Below are 17,838 nucleotides of genomic sequence, written 5' to 3'. Positions count from 1 at the left end.
GACCTTTATTGTTGTTGCTTTTGATTTTGATTGTATAGCGTTTGGGGATGTTCCCAATCGGAAAGCCATACCAGAATAACAGATAACAACTGCTCCACATTCATCGGTTTACTGATATAATCAGATGCTCCTGCTTCTATACATAATTCACGATCATCTTTCATTGCTTTAGCGGTGAGTGCAATAATCGGTAGGTTTTTCCACTTTTCTTCCATCCGAATCCAGCGCATCGCTTCATACCCATCCATAATCGGCATCATCATATCCATTAATACAATATCTGCGGATTCAGCATTTAATAAAGCAATCGCTTCTTCCCCATTCTGTGCACTACGTACATGCATACCTTTACCTTTGAGCACACCTTCTAACGCAAAAATATTACGTAAATCATCATCAACAACAAGCACAGACTTACCTTGCAGTCGTGCTAATGAATCTTGTTGTTCTTCTTGATCCATCCATGTTAAAGGTAATGGCTTGGTAACAGGCTGTCCTTCTTCATTGATAGCAAGTGAAGGTAGATACAACGTAAATGTACTACCTTTACCTAATTCACTTTGAACAGTAACATATCCTCCTAGTAATTTGGAGAATTCACGACAGATCGATAATCCTAGACCTGTTCCACCATATTGACGTTCGGTTGTGCCATCTTCTTGTTGAAAAGCTTCAAAGATCAGATTTTGCTTATCTTCTTTGATTCCTATTCCTGTATCTGTAACTGAGATCGCTAGCATATAATCCATTTGTTCTGGAACCGTATAGCCTTTAGCAACCATCGAATCGTCTGCTAGACCAATATTGATCGCCACTGAACCTTTACTAGTGAATTTAAAAGCATTGGATAACAGATTTTTAAGAATCTGCTGTAATCGTTTCTCATCGGTATAAAATACATTAGGAACATTCTCAGCAATATAAGATTGAAATTCGATCCCTTTTTGCTCGGCAATTTTTGCAAAACTATAGCCCATCACTTCAGGTAGATCATAGACGGATACAGAATCACGTTGTACTTCAACCATACCTGCTTCAACTTTAGACAAATCCAAAATATCATCTATTAAATTAAGCAAATCTTGACCGGAATGATGAATCACTTCACCAAAATGAGGCGTATCATCTTCTTCATGAGTTTTGTCTTTTTCACTAATCAATTGAGACAGAATTAAAATACTATTGAGCGGTGTACGTAATTCATGAGACATATTGGCTAAAAACTCCGACTTGTACTGCGAGCTACGGCTCAATTCTTCTGAATACAATTGAAGTTCTTTTTGCGCAATTTGTAATTCTTCTGTTTTGATCTCTGAATAGTGATTGCGTTCACGAAGTTGCTCGTTCGTTGCCTGAAGTTCTTCTTGTTGTGCTTGTAGTTCTTCTTGTTGAGACTGTAATTCTTCTGTTAATGTCTGTGCTTCACGCAGTAACCGATCTACCTGCATCCGATTATCTACATTATTCACAACCACTCCAAATGTAGATACTACACGCTCAATTAACTTTTGCTGTTTGTCTGAAAATCCATAAATAGAACCTAATTCAATCACAACCACTGTTCGATTTTCAAATAAAATCGGCAATAGCATAATCTGCTTCAGTGGAATAGAGGTAGCTCCTGTCTGAATACGAATAGGATGATCTGATGGAGATTCCATCAACATAATCGTTTGTTCTACGGCTGCCTGTCCAACGACCCCTTCACCGAATTGAAATTGGCGCATGGCATCTGGCATCGCATGATAAGTAGAATAAGAGGCTTTGTGCATCAGCATAGGAATCCCATTCTTTTCTTCGCAAAAATAGAAAATGCCATACGCTGAATCTACAATAGGAGTAAGTTCACGAATAAAACGATTTGCCAGATCATCGATTTCATTAATGTTCTGATATACTGTTCCCATTTTGGCTAATTGCGTCTGAATCCAATTGCTTTCTTCGATCTGTTCGTTAAATTCACGAGCTTTTCGATTATGATCTTCTAAAGCACCAGACATTTTATTAAATGCGACTGCAATATTGCCGATTTCATCACCAGTGACAACTTGTAGACGTGGCAAATGTTCCGCTGTATTAAAATCCATTTCTTCCATTACCGTTGTGACTTGCTTTAGTTGACGGGTGGTTTTCTTTATCGTCCATACCGCAATTGTAATCCCAAGAATAATAAGAATCGCAGATAAGACTACAACAACTACGCCCCTGCCTGCAAAAGATCCATTTTGAGATATCATAAATTCGATAGCCATAAAAAGAATAGCCACTATTAACACACTAACAAAACCAAAAATTTGCTGATTTTTGTAGTTCATTCGTTCGATAATCTTCCTCTCTGTTGTACGCGCTTAGTGGGAAAATAGAAAGATAATATTCATATATCAAGAATACGCTATATTTGCTTTCTTGTCTTGATTACATTGAAGTTTTTGCTAAATTTTGTTTGTTTATGAAAGTGTTCGTATTTTGTGTGAATAACCTTGACGTTCATTTTATTCTGATATACGATGTGCAGTGCTTCAAACAGCGTTATTTTCGTTAATAATAACCATTATTACTCAGGAAGAAGGAACAGTATATATGTCCAAAGCAACCAATCGTTCTATGGTCACTATAGGTTTGCTTGCAGCCTTATTTATCGGTGCCCTCGATTCAACTGTAGTCAGTACAGCATCACCACGTATTATCTCTTCACTTGGAGGATTAAGCCTGATTAGTTGGATCTTCTCTATCTATACATTAACGACTTGTATCGCTACACCAATCTTTGGTAAGCTAGGCGATTTGTTCGGTCGTAAATCGATTTTCGCTATTGGACTGGGTGTATTTGTGCTCGGTTCTATTATGTGTGGATTTGCTAACTCGATGACCGAATTGATCTGGTATCGGGCTATTCAAGGAATTGGAGCAGGTGCGCTCACACCGGTCACATTTACAATTGTAGGCGATCTGTATCCTGGCAAAGAACGTGCTAAAGTACAAGGACTCTTCTCATCTGTATGGTCAGTAGCCGGACTGTTTGGACCACTGGTAGGCGGTTACTTTGTCGATTATATCTCATGGCGTTGGATTTTCTTTATTAATCTGCCTGTAGGGATTATAGCGATTTTGTTTATCTTTATTTACTTTCATGAATCGTTTGAGAAAAAGCAAAAATCGATCGATTATGCAGGTGCAATTACGTTTACGATCGGAATGACTGCTTTGTTGTTAGCTCTTTTGACAGGTGGAGAAGAATACGCCTGGGGTTCACCTATGATTATCGGTTTATTTGTTGTTACAATTATTTTTATGGTTTTATTTTTACAAATAGAAAAACGTGCGGCTGAACCGATGTTACCTTTATCGTTATTTCAATCCCGCATTTTATCGATTCCCTATGTGCTTGGATTCTCTACCCGTTGGATGGTGATGGGTGTAACAGTTTACTGTGCGCTCTGGATTCAAGATGTATTCGGCTATAGTGCTACCAGTGCTGGACTGGCTCTTATGCCGATGTCTATTGCTTGGCCTGTGGCTTCTACTTTAGCCGGACGCTGGATGTACAAAGTAGGTGCCAAGCTACTGATTGTGCTTGGATCTGCATTTGTAGTAGGCGGTAGTCTATGGCTTGCTCTAATGCATGCTCAGTCTTCTTATGGAGTGATTGTAGGTTCATTGATTCTGATCGGACTCGGTATGGGCTTTATCGTGACTCCTTCACTTGTTGTAATCCAAGGTGCTGTTGGCTTCCAGATGCGTAGTGTAGCTACATCGACCAATACGTTAATGAACTCACTGGGACAGACGATTAGTGTAGCTGTATTCGGGATGGTGTTCAATGCGATTGTGACGACAGGGACTGCATCGCAACTAGCTTCCGGGATTCACTATGTATTTATATTAATGTTTGCGGTATCAGTCTTAAATCTAATTATTGCGTTATTCTTACCATCCAGTCAGCAGTTATTCAGTGCGATTCGAGAACATGAAGCACCTACAGGTGCTAGACCTCAAGGTCAGACTTCTACTTCACCTGCACTGGAACGTAGCTAATCAACACGATATAATCGAAGAGTCTCACCCTACACTATCTATAGGAGTGTGAGCTTGATCATGATAGATTGGGAAAAATGGAAAGAGCTTGAATGGAAACTATTCAAGTTCTGGATTTCTATTCCGCGTATTTTACGTATATCTATTATCCCGTTGATTCTTGTGATTATTTCTATTTTAGGTTGGGTCAAAATCTTTTCAGAATAATATACAAAAAAACCGTTATCAGCTCTTCTTACGAAGATCATAGGATAACGGTTTTTTGTATACTATTTTTAGTGCTATGATAATGGTTTTGAATTAACGTTTATTGAAGCCTTTGCGTTCTAAGAACGATTTTAATTGCATACGTGAAGGAGCGGTCATTTTTTCAGCCATCAGTGCAGACCATGGTGCTGTTTTGGCTCCGCCGGTACGTTCAGACAAATAACGAACCATCGTATCATCGTATTCTTTCATCGCTTCTAATGTAGTATCTGCTTGATAAGACTCACGATGCAAAACAGCTTTCTGTGGTAAACGTGGACGAATACCTGGCTCTTGATTCGGATAACCCAGACACATACCGTATACAGGATACACATGGTCAGGCAAATTCAAGAATTCAGAGACTTCTTCAATATGGTTACGAATTCCGCCGATATACACAACGCCAAGACCCAAAGATTCAGCGGCTACTGTAGCATTTTGTGCAGCTAATGTTACATCCACAGTAGCGACAATAAAGTTCTCAGCAGCATCGCCATAAGATTCTGCGTCAGGCATATGTTGTTGAACTGCATTTTCCAGACGATACATATCCGCACACCACACTAAAAATACAGGGCATTGCTCGATATAAGGTTGGTTGCCTGCTAATACAGACAATTTGGACTTACGCTCTGGATCTGTAACTGCAATCACACTGTATGCTTGCACATTGCTAGAACTAGATGCCATTTGTCCAGCAGCAATAATCGCTTCTAACTGTTCTTCGGTTACCGGATCAGGTTTATAGCTACGAATCGAACGGTGTTTCATTAATAAAGAAATGGTATCATTCATAAATACGAACACTCCTGTCTACTAATCATTTATAACTAACTGACTATATATAACTATTATCATATTAATTATACGTTAATGCAAGTCTATTACAATTTAATTCGTTGTAAGCGTAGCGCATTTAATACAACCGATACTGAACTAAATGCCATTGCTGCTCCTGCTAACCATGGTGCTAACAAACCTATCGCTGCAATCGGAATCCCTATCACATTGTAAGCAAGTGCCCAGAATAGATTTTGCCGAATATTGCGGATTGTACGTCGACTGAGCATAATCGCGTCTGCAATTCCATTCAGATCACCGCGCATCAAGGTGATATCTGCGGCTTCTATCGCTACATCTGCTCCTGTACCGATTGCAATCCCTGTATTGGCTGTAGCCAGAGCAGGCGCATCATTGATACCATCACCGACCATAGCTACGATTCGACCTTGTTGTTGCAAACGGCTAATTTCAGTTGCTTTGCCTTCAGGAAGTACACCTGCTAATACTTGGTCTACACCTGTCTGCGCAGCGATCGCTTGAGCAGTACGTTCATTATCACCTGTAATCATAATGACATGTAAGCCCATCTGTTTGAGACGAGCAATCGCCGCTTGTGATGTTTCTTTGACCGTATCGGCTACAGCAATCCAACCTGCATATTGTCCATTGATTGCAGTTAACATCACTGTTTTACCCTGCTGTTCTACCTGTTGAATCTCTGCTTCTAGATCATGTACATCAATCTGCTGAGATTGTAACAATTGACGGGTTCCGATCCATAACGATTGTGCACTTATCGTAGCATGGATACCCTTACCAGGTATCGCTTCAAAACTATCTACTAATTCTGCTTGTAATCCGCGTTCTTTGATACCTTGTACGATAGCTTTGGCAAGTGGATGTTCAGAAGCTGATTCTGCTCCTGCTACCCATTGCAACCATTGCTGTTCAGACATCTCTTGACTATTGTTCGCAAATTGAATATCAGTCACAACTGGTTCGCCGCGCGTAATCGTACCTGTTTTGTCTAATACAACCGTATCTACTTTATGTGCGGCTTCTAAATGCTCTCCGCCTTTAAATAAAATACCGTATTCCGCAGCCCGACCAGAGCCTGCCATAATCGATGTCGGTGTCGCAAGCCCTAATGCACAAGGACAAGCAATCACTAGAACAGCAATCGCTTTTTCTAGTGCCCCACTAAAATCACCTGGAGCTACACCCCAGAACCAGATAGCAAAAGTGACTAAAGCGATCCCGACCACAATCGGTACAAAAATACCTGAGATGACATCTGCTAGACGCTGAATCGGTGCTTTGGAGACTTGCGCTTCTTCAACGACACGAATAATTTGCGACAGTGCTGTCTCTTTACCGATATGCACCGCTCGAAATTTAAGTCGTCCATTCTGATTAATAGTCGCTCCAATTACCTGATCGCCGACCGTTTTTTCAACAGGTAGACTTTCTCCGGTTAGCATCGATTCGTCGATAGAAGAATGACCTTCTACTACTTCGCCATCCACCGGAATCTTTTCACCCGGTTTGACGATAAGAAGATGTCCCACCTGTACATCATCTACAGGAATCTCTACTTCTTCCCCATCAAGATCGATTCGGGCTGTTAATGCGCGCAATCCCATAAGACTCCGTATCGCTTCAGAAGAACGTCCTTTGGCACGATATTCAAACCATTTTCCTAACAAAATTAATGTGATTAAAATAGAACTGACTTCAAAATATAATTCCACACTCGTTCCCGGTACAATCAGTGAACGAATCATCAGAAATAGACTATAAAAATAAGCAGCCGATGTCCCTAGTGCTACCAGTACATCCATATTGGCGCTTCCACTACGCAATGCTTTGTAGGCTCCTACATAAAAAGCACCACCAATCACAAACTGAACCGGTGTTGCTAGAATCAACTGTACCCAAGGATTCATTAACAACATCGGTACACCAATCCATGAAGTGACGCTAAAATGACCTACCATCGCCCATAATAAAGGTAATGATAAAATCGCAGACGCTATCAATTTCCATTTACGTATCGTTGCCTCATGTTCTCGGCGTTGTTGAATACCTTCTTCTTTTTTCGGTGAAGCGGTATATCCTAGCTTTTCTACTTTGCGGATAATATCTGTCGTTTCTAGTGTACCTGGTGTGTATTGTACTCTAGCTGTCTCCAATGCCAAATTCACATTGACCGCAGACACACCATCCATACGCTTAATCCCTTTTTCGATCCGAGTAGCACAAGCGGCGCAAGTCATTCCTGAAATATCCAAGTCGACAGTTTCTTTGAGCGACTGGTAACCTAATTGTTCGATTTTCTGTTCAACCTGTTCTTTATTAATCGCAGACGGTTCATAAGTGACAGAAGCACGTTCAAGCGCTAGATTTACATTCACTTCTTCAACACCATCTAGACGACGTAATCCTTTTTCGATACGTGTAGCACAAGCAGCACAGGTCATTCCACCAATCTGTAACGTTAATTGTTTGGTCTGATCTGAAGCTGGTGTAGGTGCTGAAGATTGGGGATCACTGATATTACTATTAGACGATACACTCATCACAATAACCTCCTTTTGAATACTATTGATATCCCTTATATACCCCTATAGGGTATTTATATTTTCAAAAAAAGTTGCCCTGAGCATCACTAAGGGCAACACATTTACTTTATTTACAATAATTCTACAGTTCTGTTGGAGTGATCGAATGATCTGATCATACGAAATAAGGATATCTTAACGATTAACCGCCTGTAGAAACTACATCATACCCTTGCTCTTCGATAGCGTCGGTCAATTTCATAATATCGACTTGATCTGCATCATATTCAATATCAACAGATTTGGCTTCCAAATTCACTTTACCTTTTGCACCGATCTCTTGAAGTGCTCCTTCTACCGCTTGAACACAGTGGTTGCAAGACATACCTTCTACTTCTAATTTAATATTTGCCATGATTATATCCTCCTTTGATTATGATCGTTATATTATTTCAATAATTTATTAATCGTGATAAGTAGCTCGTCAATCACTTCATTTTCCCCTGCTTCGATACGCTCGACCACACAACTCTTCATATGGCCTTCTAACAGCAATCTACCGACAGAGTTCAGAGCAGATTGAGCGGCTGCAATCTGATTCAGCACATCATCGCAATAAGTGTCTTTCTCAATCATGCCTTTGATTCCTCGAATCTGTCCTTCAACACGATTAAGTCGACGGATCATATTGCTTTTCATCTCATCTGAATGATGACTACGACGAACCTCTCCCGGGCTATGATCGCAAGATTGATGATGCTCATGAAGTGAATCTTCTGTATTCAGATGATCTACCTTCTCCATAAAGTATCCCCCTTGATCGTTTATAATTACATCTTAACATACCCCCATAGGGTATTCAAGGTTGAATTTATATGTATATAGCATTTAATGGATTGGGCTTCCAAGCTACAGCACAAACAGCCTATCTGCTAACGATAGGCTGTTGTTTTGTAAATATTCATTCCATATCATCTTAAATATCACGTTCATTTTGCCGATTAATCAGTAAGCCATTATACCCAAAGCAGACAAAACATCCTGTTTATTTACTTAAAATTTGTGCTAAAATGTACCCAGTAAAAGCGAATTCATGATCCCTCTATTCCTCTGTCTAAATGATCCAGTACTCGCTCGATCAATTGTGCCGGATCAATTGGTTTTGTCATAAAATCAATAGCGCCCATACGCATACCACGAATAACCATTTCAGAACGAGAATCACCTGACAATAGTAAAACAGGGATATCTTTGGTAGCTGGTTTGTTTTTAAGACTTTCTAGTACATGTAGCCCGTCCACATCCGGTAAATGAATATCCAGAATAATCAGATCATACCCTGTAATGCGTGAAGGGATTTTCAGAAAATCTGCCGCATCCTCATACGATTCTACAATTACATCTTCTGTCTCCAATAATTGTTTAATCAACAATGTAAAGGGAGCGCTATCATCAATAATGACTATTTTTTTCATGAAACGGTTACACGTCCTTTGCAGAAAAATAGGGAGGGAAAAATCCATGTCAAAAGCAGATCGGTATCAACAGATCATCCAACAAACTAGAATTCGGTTTTTGGCGGATGCTTCTCTCAAAATGCAAGATTTGCAACATCGCTTTGAAGATTATGATCACGGTCGATTATCCGCAGATCAACGTACATTACCTGATTGTATTCATCGTCATGCTCATGCGATCAAAGGATTAGCCCTTACACTGTCGTATGAAGATATTGATCACATCTGTGAAGAAATTCTTAATTACATTCTATACCAACCAGATCATGTATGGACAGCAGAAGATATCCATACTTTGCGTAAAATGGTAATCACACTGGATCAATTGTTAACTCAAGCTTCTTCAGCACAGGTGTAATGTAGCTTCGATGCTTTACAGATATGACGTGCATTTGTTGCTTTTTCGTTAGATTTTCCATTGGTCTCTCTCGTTAATTCCTGCTACAATAGATCACGCTGACAGAAAGAACGATCTACAGAAAGGGGTATTACGACTATTGGCACAGTTATTTTTTAAGTACGGTGCAATGAACAGTGGGAAATCGATTGAAATTTTAAAAGTTGCCCACAACTATGAGGAACAGGAGAAACATGTTCTGATTTTTACGTCTGCCCTAGATAATCGCGATGAGACCGGTTATGTCTCTTCTCGCATTGGTGTACGTCGTCAGGCTATTGCAATTCATGATGATACCGACATCTATAGTATTGTCAAAAATTATGCGCCTAAGCCTTCATGTGTATTGATTGATGAGTGTCAATTTATGAAAAAAGAAGCGATTTTGCAACTGGTACGCATCGTGGATGAGTTAAGCATTCCTGTGATGGGCTTCGGTCTCAAAAACGATTTTCAAAATAATCTATTCGAAGGTAGTCAGTATATGCTACTGTATGCAGATAAAATTGAAGAAATGAAAACAATTTGCTGGTTCTGTGAACGCAAAGCGATTATGAACCTGCGCGTAAAAGATGGAAAACCTGTGTATACAGGAGAACAGATTCAAATTGGTGGTAATGAAAGTTATTATCCTGTGTGTCGCAAATGCTACAATAATCCTCCGATTGAATAGATTGGCGGTTGTAAACTCCAGAACGCCTACAGACATGATGTTTGTAGGCGTTCTTTATTTATTTTGAAGTATACCAGAGCAAAGCACGCTGTTCTAATTGAGTGACAAATTGTTTTTTGGCTGGGCTGTACTCGTTGGTTGTAGTGAATTTCTGGGCAAGTTCTTCTTTAAATTGGCTATATCGAGTCACTTCTTGAGGATGGCAACGTAAATAATCTCGTAAAACAAGATGACGATGGATATGAGGATTATGTTGTTCATAACAATGAATATGGTGAGTGCGCTGATCGCCACCTTTTCGAAATAATCGCCTGCCTTCTATTCCCCATTCACCTGCCACATCATATCCCACATCACGCATATGATTGTTCCATTCATCCATCTTTTCAATATTCTGAACGATTACCAGCATATCAATCACAGGTTTTGCTTTTAAAAAAGGAACCGATGTGCTTCCAAAGTGATGTATCTCTATGATTTGATCTGCAAATATATCTCTAAGCAACTCAGCTTCTTCTGCAAACTGTACTGCCCATTCTTCACGAAAATCACTCAATCTTACGTCCATCACCTAGCCTCCTCTGCATGCATGGTGCTTCTGCGTAAATGGTTTTTACTATTTTCCCGCATTTCCCGGTACATCAACCATCCCATCCACAGCAAAATGAAGAGATGAATCCATACTACGATCATGCCTGGTATACGCGGAAGGTTGCTTGTTAGCACGCCCCATAGATTATACGTAATCGTTACACTCAATACGCAGGCGATTGCAATCCATTTCCGGTCTATCATAGCGACAAGTAACAGTAGAATCAGCGCAGGAATACTGTAACGCTCGTGAATTTCTGTCGGTAACATAAAAAAGGCAAATGAAATCCATGCAGCAGCTTTGAGCAAAACGGCCGTATGAAGTGCGCGACATTTCCAAAGATAGATCCCTGTATAGATCACAGCGATCAACAACAATATAAATCCCAAATTACGTAGTGAAATCATGTTCCAGAGCTTCTCTGTATCGTTCATGGTAGGAACAGTTCCAATCACATAAAACCAGATATTTAACGCATTCAAGGTGACTTGAGTGTATAAGCCTACAGCGCTGACATAAGCACCTTTGAACATCGCTTGTAATCCACCATACGAGGCAAAATAAATAGCGACCACCACTACAGGAATGATCGCCCCTACTACCATATAAATAAGAGGCTTTATCTGACGGTGCCATATACATTTTAATACATAAAATCCGAACACAGGTGCAATCACAATCGCTTGTAATTTTGTAAATAAAGCGATCGCAAATAGTAAACCTGCTACTAGAGGAAAAGCGACAACAGTCAGTAGCGCACCTGCCATCAGGATTCCATTTAATATATCAACTTGTCCCCAGATCGAACTGTTGACGATCAAGGCTGGATTGAATACAAATAAACAGAATAATAACCAGCGTGTAGGCGTGGATCTAATGTTACGCGACCAGCAAAAGACGATTATACATGCACATAGATCAAGTAGGATCAGCAACCATTTAAAAGACAATTGACCTGCTTGTATCGTAATTCCGAATCCATGTACAAGTGCGGCATAGCCTTGCATAATAAGTAAAAATAAGGGCGGATAATTAATATTGGTATCATGGATATAGACCGTTCCTAGCCCATACTGCCGTATCTCATTCATCCACTGGACAAACAAATTCTGATCGCTCATAAATCCTGCATAATGGCTTCCCAGCCATACACGTATCCATAGCCCTATCGCCAATAATATCAACAATGCGATCCATTCGGTTAACGGTGTAATATACATAGGTTTTTGCTTTCGTGTGCTTCTCGATACTATATCTGTAATAAGTCATACCTCCTTGTATCTGTACAAAAGTGGCAGACGTTGTTCCAAGAAAATAAGGCGATTATGCTCTTCTCTGCCTTATTAACAAACGTTGTTAGGCTCATTATACAAGCAACTCTTTGCGGTTTGCGAATTTGTTATTCATATTTTTGATTTTGCAAACTATAGCGAATATCTTATGAAATATTTGTTCCTATTTACAAAGAAATCGGTATACTGGAAAATGTGCATCTTTTTACAAATTACGACGTAAAAAGGAATAGTCTATCGATGTATTATTCAAAAGGGAGTGAACAGTATGTATTATCCTCTGCGATATATAGAATGGTCAGAGACCAAGCAGATGGAAGTTGGCGAAGTGTATCAGATTCATTCACTGTCGCAAGAAGAATTATTTGTACATAAGCTAGTGGATGCAGTAAAACTTAATCATCGTATATGGGTTCATGTGTCTCATGAATCTATAGATCATGAAAAGCATACGATTTATGTACGTCCATTTGCAGAAGAATTACCCGCGACTTATCAGCGTAGTCTAGCCACGACGATCAGCGGGCAGAAAGATTATCCGAATGGACTTGCTCCTGAATATTGGCTCTGGGATGGCACACAATTTCAACGTCGTGATGCAATCGATTCGTATGTATCACCCATTCATCTGGCTCTGCGCTTATTGGATCACTATTTGGTACAGCAAGATATTACGTATGATATTTTGTATACCGTACTGGATGCAGATCGTCAGAAAGTGATGATTTTTTTAAATGAGGTGAATGAGTGATGAATAATCGTACCAAAATGATTGCTTTCTCATTAATGCTCGCTGTTCCTGCAACTCTTTCCGGCTGTGGCAATGATTATGATGACGATTGTCAGTATGATCAGAACGGGAATGCATATAACTGTAATACTAGTAGTGGGTATCACAGTGGCTCATCCTATTCGAAAAAAAGTAGCTCCCATAGTGGATTTGGTAGTGGTGGCTTTAGCGGCTTCTTTTCTGGAGGTTAACTAGATGCGACAGACACGAGCTCTTCCGTATACAAGAGCACAACTATTCACCCCGGAGATCGAACAACGGGTTCCTTATCATATGATGTATGAGAAGCCTTACTGCTTAACAGCACTCACTCTTTATCAGGCGCATGAATGGGAACAGCTACGCATTGGCTCTGAACAAGTACATCATCTATATCGCAAAACGTTGCGATTTGTACAACAACATTTACCCGATGATTATTTATTACAGCAATTAGGAATTCATCCTGCTCTACTAGAAGGTGCCCGTCAGGATATTCCGTTAGATGGACTGACTAGATTAGATTGGATCATTAGCCCTCAAGGTGAGCTGAAATGTATCGAAAATAATACAGATACACCAAGCGGTGTGCCTGAAGTGGCTTTTTTGGAACAAGAATTATTGCGATATACTTCTGATCTAGAGCCTGCTTCTGCTTCGATGAACGCCTGTATTCAGAAGATGTTCAAGCAAGCGGTTGATTATTATAAAGGTCAGGGATTAGGCGAAGTAATCTATTTTACCAGTTACGACTGGCATGATGAAGATCGTGCGAATACGTTATATATGATGGAACAGTGTATAGCACTTGGTATTGAAGCTACATATGTACCTTTAGAACAACTACAGATTATACCGGGTGAAGGACTATATTATGGTCAAGAACGTATCTATATTCTGTATCGCTTATACCCGTTAGAGTATCTTGTAGAAGATCGAGAAGCAGATTCAGAGCGCCCTGTCGGTGAAGATTTATTGCAACTGGTAACTGACGGTAAGCTTGGTCTACTAAATCCGGTACAACATATCGTGACCCAGAGCAAAGGATTTATGGCGACAATCTGGTCATTATATGAACGCAATGCGCAGATGGCTGACTATACAGGCTTTACTTTATTTACAGACGAAGAATGTGAATGGATTCAGCAGTATTTGTTACCTACGTATTTTACAGATCAAGTGTTTGTGCAACAGCAGATTCCTTATGTAGTCAAAGGCTTTTTTGGACGCGAAGGATTAGGAACGCATCTGATCGAACAACCGGAAACGCATTCATTAGATAGACCTGAGTCTAGTTATCGTGATGATTCTACTCCACAGACAGAAGATGATGAGATTGCCGCTTATTATGAAAATCAGCCCAAAATCTATCAACAACTGCATCCGATGGAGCCTGTCTCTGTAACGACTTCTGAAGGAACATTTGATGGTTATCTGTTAACAGGAGCTTTTGTAATAGGTGGTCAATTTGCTGGATTGCTACCTCGTATAGGAGGCAAAGTGACAGACAATCTAGCTTGCTATTGTGCGGCGGCGATTGTTCCCTCATCAACCTTTTGAACAACTGATTATATGTTTATATTTTGAAGGAGGAAATACAGTTGAAAAACTTCGGAACTGACTTATTACATATCGGAATAGGGTTAGTTATTTTATTTGCTGTTCTGTTTGTAGGGTATTATATTTTTAGTCTTATGACACGCTATAACGATAATCAGCAGATTGCAGAGGGCAATCAAGCGGCGGGTATGTATATGGGTAGTAAAATGTTAGGATTATGTATTATCGTCGGGCTGGTATCGATTAATTCTGATGCATGGATAGATGTATTGATCTGGTCAGGTGTTGGTATTGTGATTCTGTGTCTGGTGTATCTGGTATTTGATTGGGTAACTCCGCGTACCAAAGTCTGTGAACAGATTGAAAAAGGCAATATGGCGATTGCTCAATTGTTACGTTCTTTGATTATCGGGATTTCATTTGTGATTGGAACATTTGTGATGTAATAAATCAATATACTGATAAAAACATAAAAACAGCTTTCTTCTCTGCTTTATAGGCAGGTCGAAAGCTGTTTTTATTTGATATGATAGGCTACATCTATTCGTAACTACCTGTTATGAAGCTGCTCCATAAGAGCCGTTTTTGAATGTTGTTGGATCATACCATTTGTAACCTGCTGCTGGAGCTGCCCAAGGTTCAGCTTGTGGCTCTGTAGATGTAGCAGGTGTCTCGATAGAGATTAATGATGTTGGGCTATCTAACGTCAACCCTGATACTTGATTTAAGCTGGTATAGCTTTCTTTAACAGCCAACCATCTTACCGTCTGTACCAATAATTTCGCATCATCGACTTCTTTGTATCCATCATAGGTTGTCTTTTTAGCGCCTGTTTCTTCACGTAGATATTTAGGAGAAGCATCTTCTACTGGCGAAGAATCACCGATAAAGGCAGCTTTCCCTGCGCCTACTTTAGAAACCGCTGCATAAGGACCTTCTGCACGTCCGCCGCCATTGTATACGCCTTGATCGACAGCATTATTCCATTTGGATACAGAAGACGGTAGATATACGATACCTTTTGCTTTGGTCGGATCTAGAATAGCAAGTGTTGATCCTGCATGCATCGCTACAGAATTTACACCGGCTGTAATGCCAAACGCTTGTGATGAAGCAACGATATCATTGGCATTTACATCACCTAGAGCGTTGTAACGGAAACGAATACCAAAGTTCGTACCCAACCAGTCGGAACCACTCACACCTTGCATCGCTGGTGAAGCTGCTTCTTCTGCACTCATTCCTTTTGCCGGGTTACTGTAAGCACCACGACGGTATCCGTTGATTGCTTCTGATCCATCCCAGCGATTTTTGTTGCGGTCTGCATTATAGTGATCGGCAATAAAGAAAATACTACCGCCGCCTTTTACATATTGAAGCATAGCTGCTTGTTCTGTTGATTTGAAAGGAACGTTAGGCTCAGCGATAACGAATACATCGTATCCTTTGAGCTTATCATACGTAATCGCTTGCTCTCCAAATGTATACGGTATTGGACGAGTAAGCGCATCTACTGTAAATCCGTCTGCTTTGAGTCCATTTGCAAAATCAGAGAATCCTCCATCGATTACCCAATCTGCTGCACCGGCAGTTTGAGCATGCGTATTATCGAACAATACTTTTTTACCTGTTCCATTAGGAAGAGGCGTATCTGTTCCTGGCTCAGTAGGAGGTGTCGTTGTATCACCATCTAAAGTCACAGACGTTGGATTTTTAACACCTGCAAAATTGTTATATGCACCAGCTGTACCCGTAACGACAATCGTTTTGCCAATTAGACTTGGATTGCTCTGTAAACCGAACTGCGAGCGGAAAGAGCTGCTTAATTGTACATCTACTAATTTGCTAGTTGTACGTTCACTGCTGCTATCTGCGATTAGCACGTTAAAATCGTTAGCAAACGGGCTTGCAAAATCACCTGTAGAAGCTCCTGAAGCATGTCCAACCACAATCCCTTTAACTGTAATCGTAGAGCCACCACTTTGAGCTTGAATCGCTTGTGCAACCGTTAATGTTGTTGCCGCTTCAGCTACCGGACGATACCCACCCAATAAAGAAATGAACATCAATAATGCTGTTAAAAGCACTACTGTTAACCGCTTCGTGACTACCTTATGCATATAACAATTCCTCCTTTGAATAGGTAGAGACAGAATGACTATTCTGATTCTCTTATTATCATAATTCTATTTTGTCTATCTAATTCCTCTTTTATGTAAATTTTTAATTAAAAGTAAATTAAATAAGAGAGAATGCTGTATATAAAGCAAAAAATACGACCTCCATATACTAAGGTCGTATTTCTATTTTTTTTACTTATGAAAATATTATGTGGATCTAAAAAGGTCTAAACAGCTCAAAACTGAGCAAGGCAGGAGCGATTGCGTCCTTGCTGTTTGGCTTCATATAACGCTTGATCGGTTTTTTCTAATAATTCATCCCACAATAACGCCGGGTACATGCCAATACCTATCGAGATTGTAATATGAATGATTTTACCATCCGGTAGTACAAATTTCTTTTTCTCCACATTGGTGCGTAACGTCTCGGCAATAATTTTAGCTTCAGTTAATTGGCAGTATTCTAGCCAGACAGCAAATTCTTCTCCACCTTTGCGAGCTCCATAATCTGTACTGCGAATACTTTGTTGAATCACGTTAGCCAACTGAAATAGCACTGCATCTCCTGCCGGATGACCGTATTCATCATTTACTTTTTTGAAATGATCGATATCGATAAATAGCAGAGAATGTGCCATATCTGTTTCCTGATGTTGTAATTGTTCGAACTTGTGCTCAAATGCTCTTGGATTATATAAGCCTGTCAAAAAGTCAAATTGAGCTTCTTTGCTTACTTTTTCAAATAATTCATTATTTTTTCGTAAAGATCGAGTAAGCATAAAAATAAATAAAGTCGCTGCGGATTCCACGATAATAAATACAAACACTTTATCAATTTCATTTCTGCCTAATACAATACTGAGCGAGATCATAGCAATAATCGTCAAAGCAATTCCTGAATATAGCCATTTTCTATAAAAACTAATTTTACGTGAAAAAATCCATGAAGCTGCGATACAGAGAGTTGCCGCATTGGCCAAGCCCAATATTGCACTTAATCCAATCGTCGGACTTAATATAATTCGGGTAATCATAATAATAATCGTTGTAATAATTCCGGCTACACTGCCACCCATACTAATCGACAGAACGATCGATATCTGGCGCAAATCCAATAGTACATTATCTCCTACTGGAAATGTAAATTGCATTAGTGTAGCTCCTAACAAACCAAAAAATAATCCGATCCATTGGCGCTTTATATACGTACTTGTTTTGAAATGAGCATTCAAATAATTCAATAACATACTTCCAAAAAAAGAAAATGTAGCTAAAATACAAAAATTCATA

Annotated in this window: 18 protein-coding genes; 8 read left to right on the top strand and 10 right to left on the bottom strand. The window is 39.8% G+C overall.

Annotated elements, in window-relative coordinates; all coding sequences use genetic code 11:
• Positions 1-5 precede the first annotated feature (5 nt).
• On the bottom strand, positions 6-2,315 hold the full coding sequence (locus tag QE450_RS22230) for a response regulator (protein ID WP_307302189.1): 2,310 nt from the start codon (positions 2,313-2,315) through the stop codon (positions 6-8).
• Between the two features lie 265 nt (positions 2,316-2,580).
• Between QE450_RS22230 and QE450_RS22225 the strand changes: the two genes are divergently transcribed.
• Positions 2,581-4,035, top strand: coding sequence for an MDR family MFS transporter (locus QE450_RS22225; protein ID WP_274171160.1), 1,455 nt, complete (start codon positions 2,581-2,583; stop codon positions 4,033-4,035).
• 54 nt (positions 4,036-4,089) lie between these two features.
• The gene (locus QE450_RS22220; protein WP_273616388.1) at positions 4,090-4,242 is read left to right on the top strand and encodes a hypothetical protein; all 153 of its coding nucleotides are present in this window, start codon (positions 4,090-4,092) and stop codon (positions 4,240-4,242) included.
• Positions 4,243-4,335: 93 nt separating this feature from the next.
• Here QE450_RS22220 and nfsA read toward each other — a convergent pair whose 3' ends face one another.
• From nfsA to QE450_RS22195, 5 genes are all read right to left on the bottom strand, one after another.
• Positions 4,336-5,079 carry an oxygen-insensitive NADPH nitroreductase gene (gene nfsA / locus QE450_RS22215; protein ID WP_273614602.1) on the bottom strand — a complete coding sequence of 248 codons (744 nt, stop codon included), beginning with the start codon at positions 5,077-5,079 and terminating at the stop codon, positions 4,336-4,338.
• A gap of 89 nt (positions 5,080-5,168) precedes the next feature.
• Positions 5,169-7,646 carry a heavy metal translocating P-type ATPase gene (locus QE450_RS22210; protein ID WP_307302187.1) on the bottom strand — a complete coding sequence of 826 codons (2,478 nt, stop codon included), beginning with the start codon at positions 7,644-7,646 and terminating at the stop codon, positions 5,169-5,171.
• Between the two features lie 184 nt (positions 7,647-7,830).
• Positions 7,831-8,043, bottom strand: a complete 213-nt coding sequence (locus QE450_RS22205; RefSeq protein WP_204826427.1) for a copper ion binding protein — start codon at positions 8,041-8,043, stop codon at positions 7,831-7,833.
• A 32-nt stretch (positions 8,044-8,075) separates the two neighbouring features.
• Positions 8,076-8,432, bottom strand: a complete 357-nt coding sequence (locus QE450_RS22200; RefSeq protein WP_274171162.1) for a metal-sensitive transcriptional regulator — start codon at positions 8,430-8,432, stop codon at positions 8,076-8,078.
• 287 nt (positions 8,433-8,719) lie between these two features.
• A complete protein-coding gene (locus QE450_RS22195; RefSeq protein WP_204826426.1) occupies positions 8,720-9,103 on the bottom strand; it encodes a response regulator in 384 nt (127 codons plus the stop codon).
• A gap of 46 nt (positions 9,104-9,149) precedes the next feature.
• Between QE450_RS22195 and QE450_RS22190 the strand changes: the two genes are divergently transcribed.
• Both QE450_RS22190 and QE450_RS22185 read left to right on the top strand, forming a co-directional pair.
• On the top strand, positions 9,150-9,503 hold the full coding sequence (locus QE450_RS22190; RefSeq protein WP_273614599.1) for an Hpt domain-containing protein: 354 nt from the start codon (positions 9,150-9,152) through the stop codon (positions 9,501-9,503).
• A gap of 139 nt (positions 9,504-9,642) precedes the next feature.
• Positions 9,643-10,215, top strand: a complete 573-nt coding sequence (locus tag QE450_RS22185) for a thymidine kinase (RefSeq protein WP_273614598.1) — start codon at positions 9,643-9,645, stop codon at positions 10,213-10,215.
• A 58-nt stretch (positions 10,216-10,273) separates the two neighbouring features.
• Here the strand turns inward: QE450_RS22185 and QE450_RS22180 are convergent, their stop codons facing one another.
• Together QE450_RS22180 and QE450_RS22175 are read right to left on the bottom strand one after the other, a co-directional pair.
• Positions 10,274-10,783: a GrpB family protein gene (locus QE450_RS22180; RefSeq protein ID WP_307302184.1), complete on the bottom strand. Its 510-nt coding sequence runs from the start codon at positions 10,781-10,783 to the stop codon at positions 10,274-10,276.
• Positions 10,783-12,027: a hypothetical protein gene (locus QE450_RS22175; RefSeq protein ID WP_307302183.1), complete on the bottom strand. Its 1,245-nt coding sequence runs from the start codon at positions 12,025-12,027 to the stop codon at positions 10,783-10,785. The genes QE450_RS22180 and QE450_RS22175 overlap by 1 nt, the downstream gene beginning before the upstream one ends.
• A 340-nt stretch (positions 12,028-12,367) precedes the next feature.
• Here QE450_RS22175 and QE450_RS22170 point away from each other — a divergent pair, with 340 nt between their 5' ends.
• Genes QE450_RS22170 through QE450_RS22155 form a run of 4 tightly spaced genes read left to right on the top strand, consistent with a single transcriptional unit; the run spans position 12,368 to position 14,874 of the window.
• Complete coding sequence (locus QE450_RS22170) at positions 12,368-12,850, top strand: hypothetical protein (protein ID WP_301263001.1); 483 nt, start codon at positions 12,368-12,370, stop codon at positions 12,848-12,850.
• Positions 12,850-13,080 (top strand): hypothetical protein, encoded by a 231-nt coding sequence (locus tag QE450_RS22165; RefSeq protein ID WP_274171166.1) that lies wholly within the window; start codon positions 12,850-12,852, stop codon positions 13,078-13,080. Before QE450_RS22170 ends, QE450_RS22165 begins: the two co-directional genes overlap by 1 nt.
• Positions 13,081-13,084: 4 nt before the next feature.
• Entirely contained in the window at positions 13,085-14,428 is a 1,344-nt protein-coding gene (locus QE450_RS22160; protein WP_307302179.1) for a glutathionylspermidine synthase family protein, read from the top strand.
• Between the two features lie 41 nt (positions 14,429-14,469).
• Positions 14,470-14,874: a DUF350 domain-containing protein gene (locus QE450_RS22155; protein WP_307302177.1), complete on the top strand. Its 405-nt coding sequence runs from the start codon at positions 14,470-14,472 to the stop codon at positions 14,872-14,874.
• 111 nt (positions 14,875-14,985) lie between these two features.
• Here the strand turns inward: QE450_RS22155 and QE450_RS22150 are convergent, their stop codons facing one another.
• Entirely contained in the window at positions 14,986-16,548 is a 1,563-nt protein-coding gene (locus tag QE450_RS22150; protein ID WP_307302175.1) for a DUF6359 domain-containing protein, read from the bottom strand.
• 236 nt (positions 16,549-16,784) lie between these two features.
• Positions 16,785-17,789: a GGDEF domain-containing protein gene (locus QE450_RS22145; protein WP_307302173.1), complete on the bottom strand. Its 1,005-nt coding sequence runs from the start codon at positions 17,787-17,789 to the stop codon at positions 16,785-16,787.
• Positions 17,790-17,838 lie beyond the last annotated feature (49 nt).

It is taken from the genome of Paenibacillus sp. SORGH_AS_0306, from assembly GCF_030819345.1.
In the GTDB taxonomy this organism is placed as follows: domain Bacteria; phylum Bacillota; class Bacilli; order Paenibacillales; family Paenibacillaceae; genus Saccharibacillus; species Saccharibacillus kyungheensis.
This window is presented reverse-complemented; position numbering and strand designations above follow the sequence as displayed.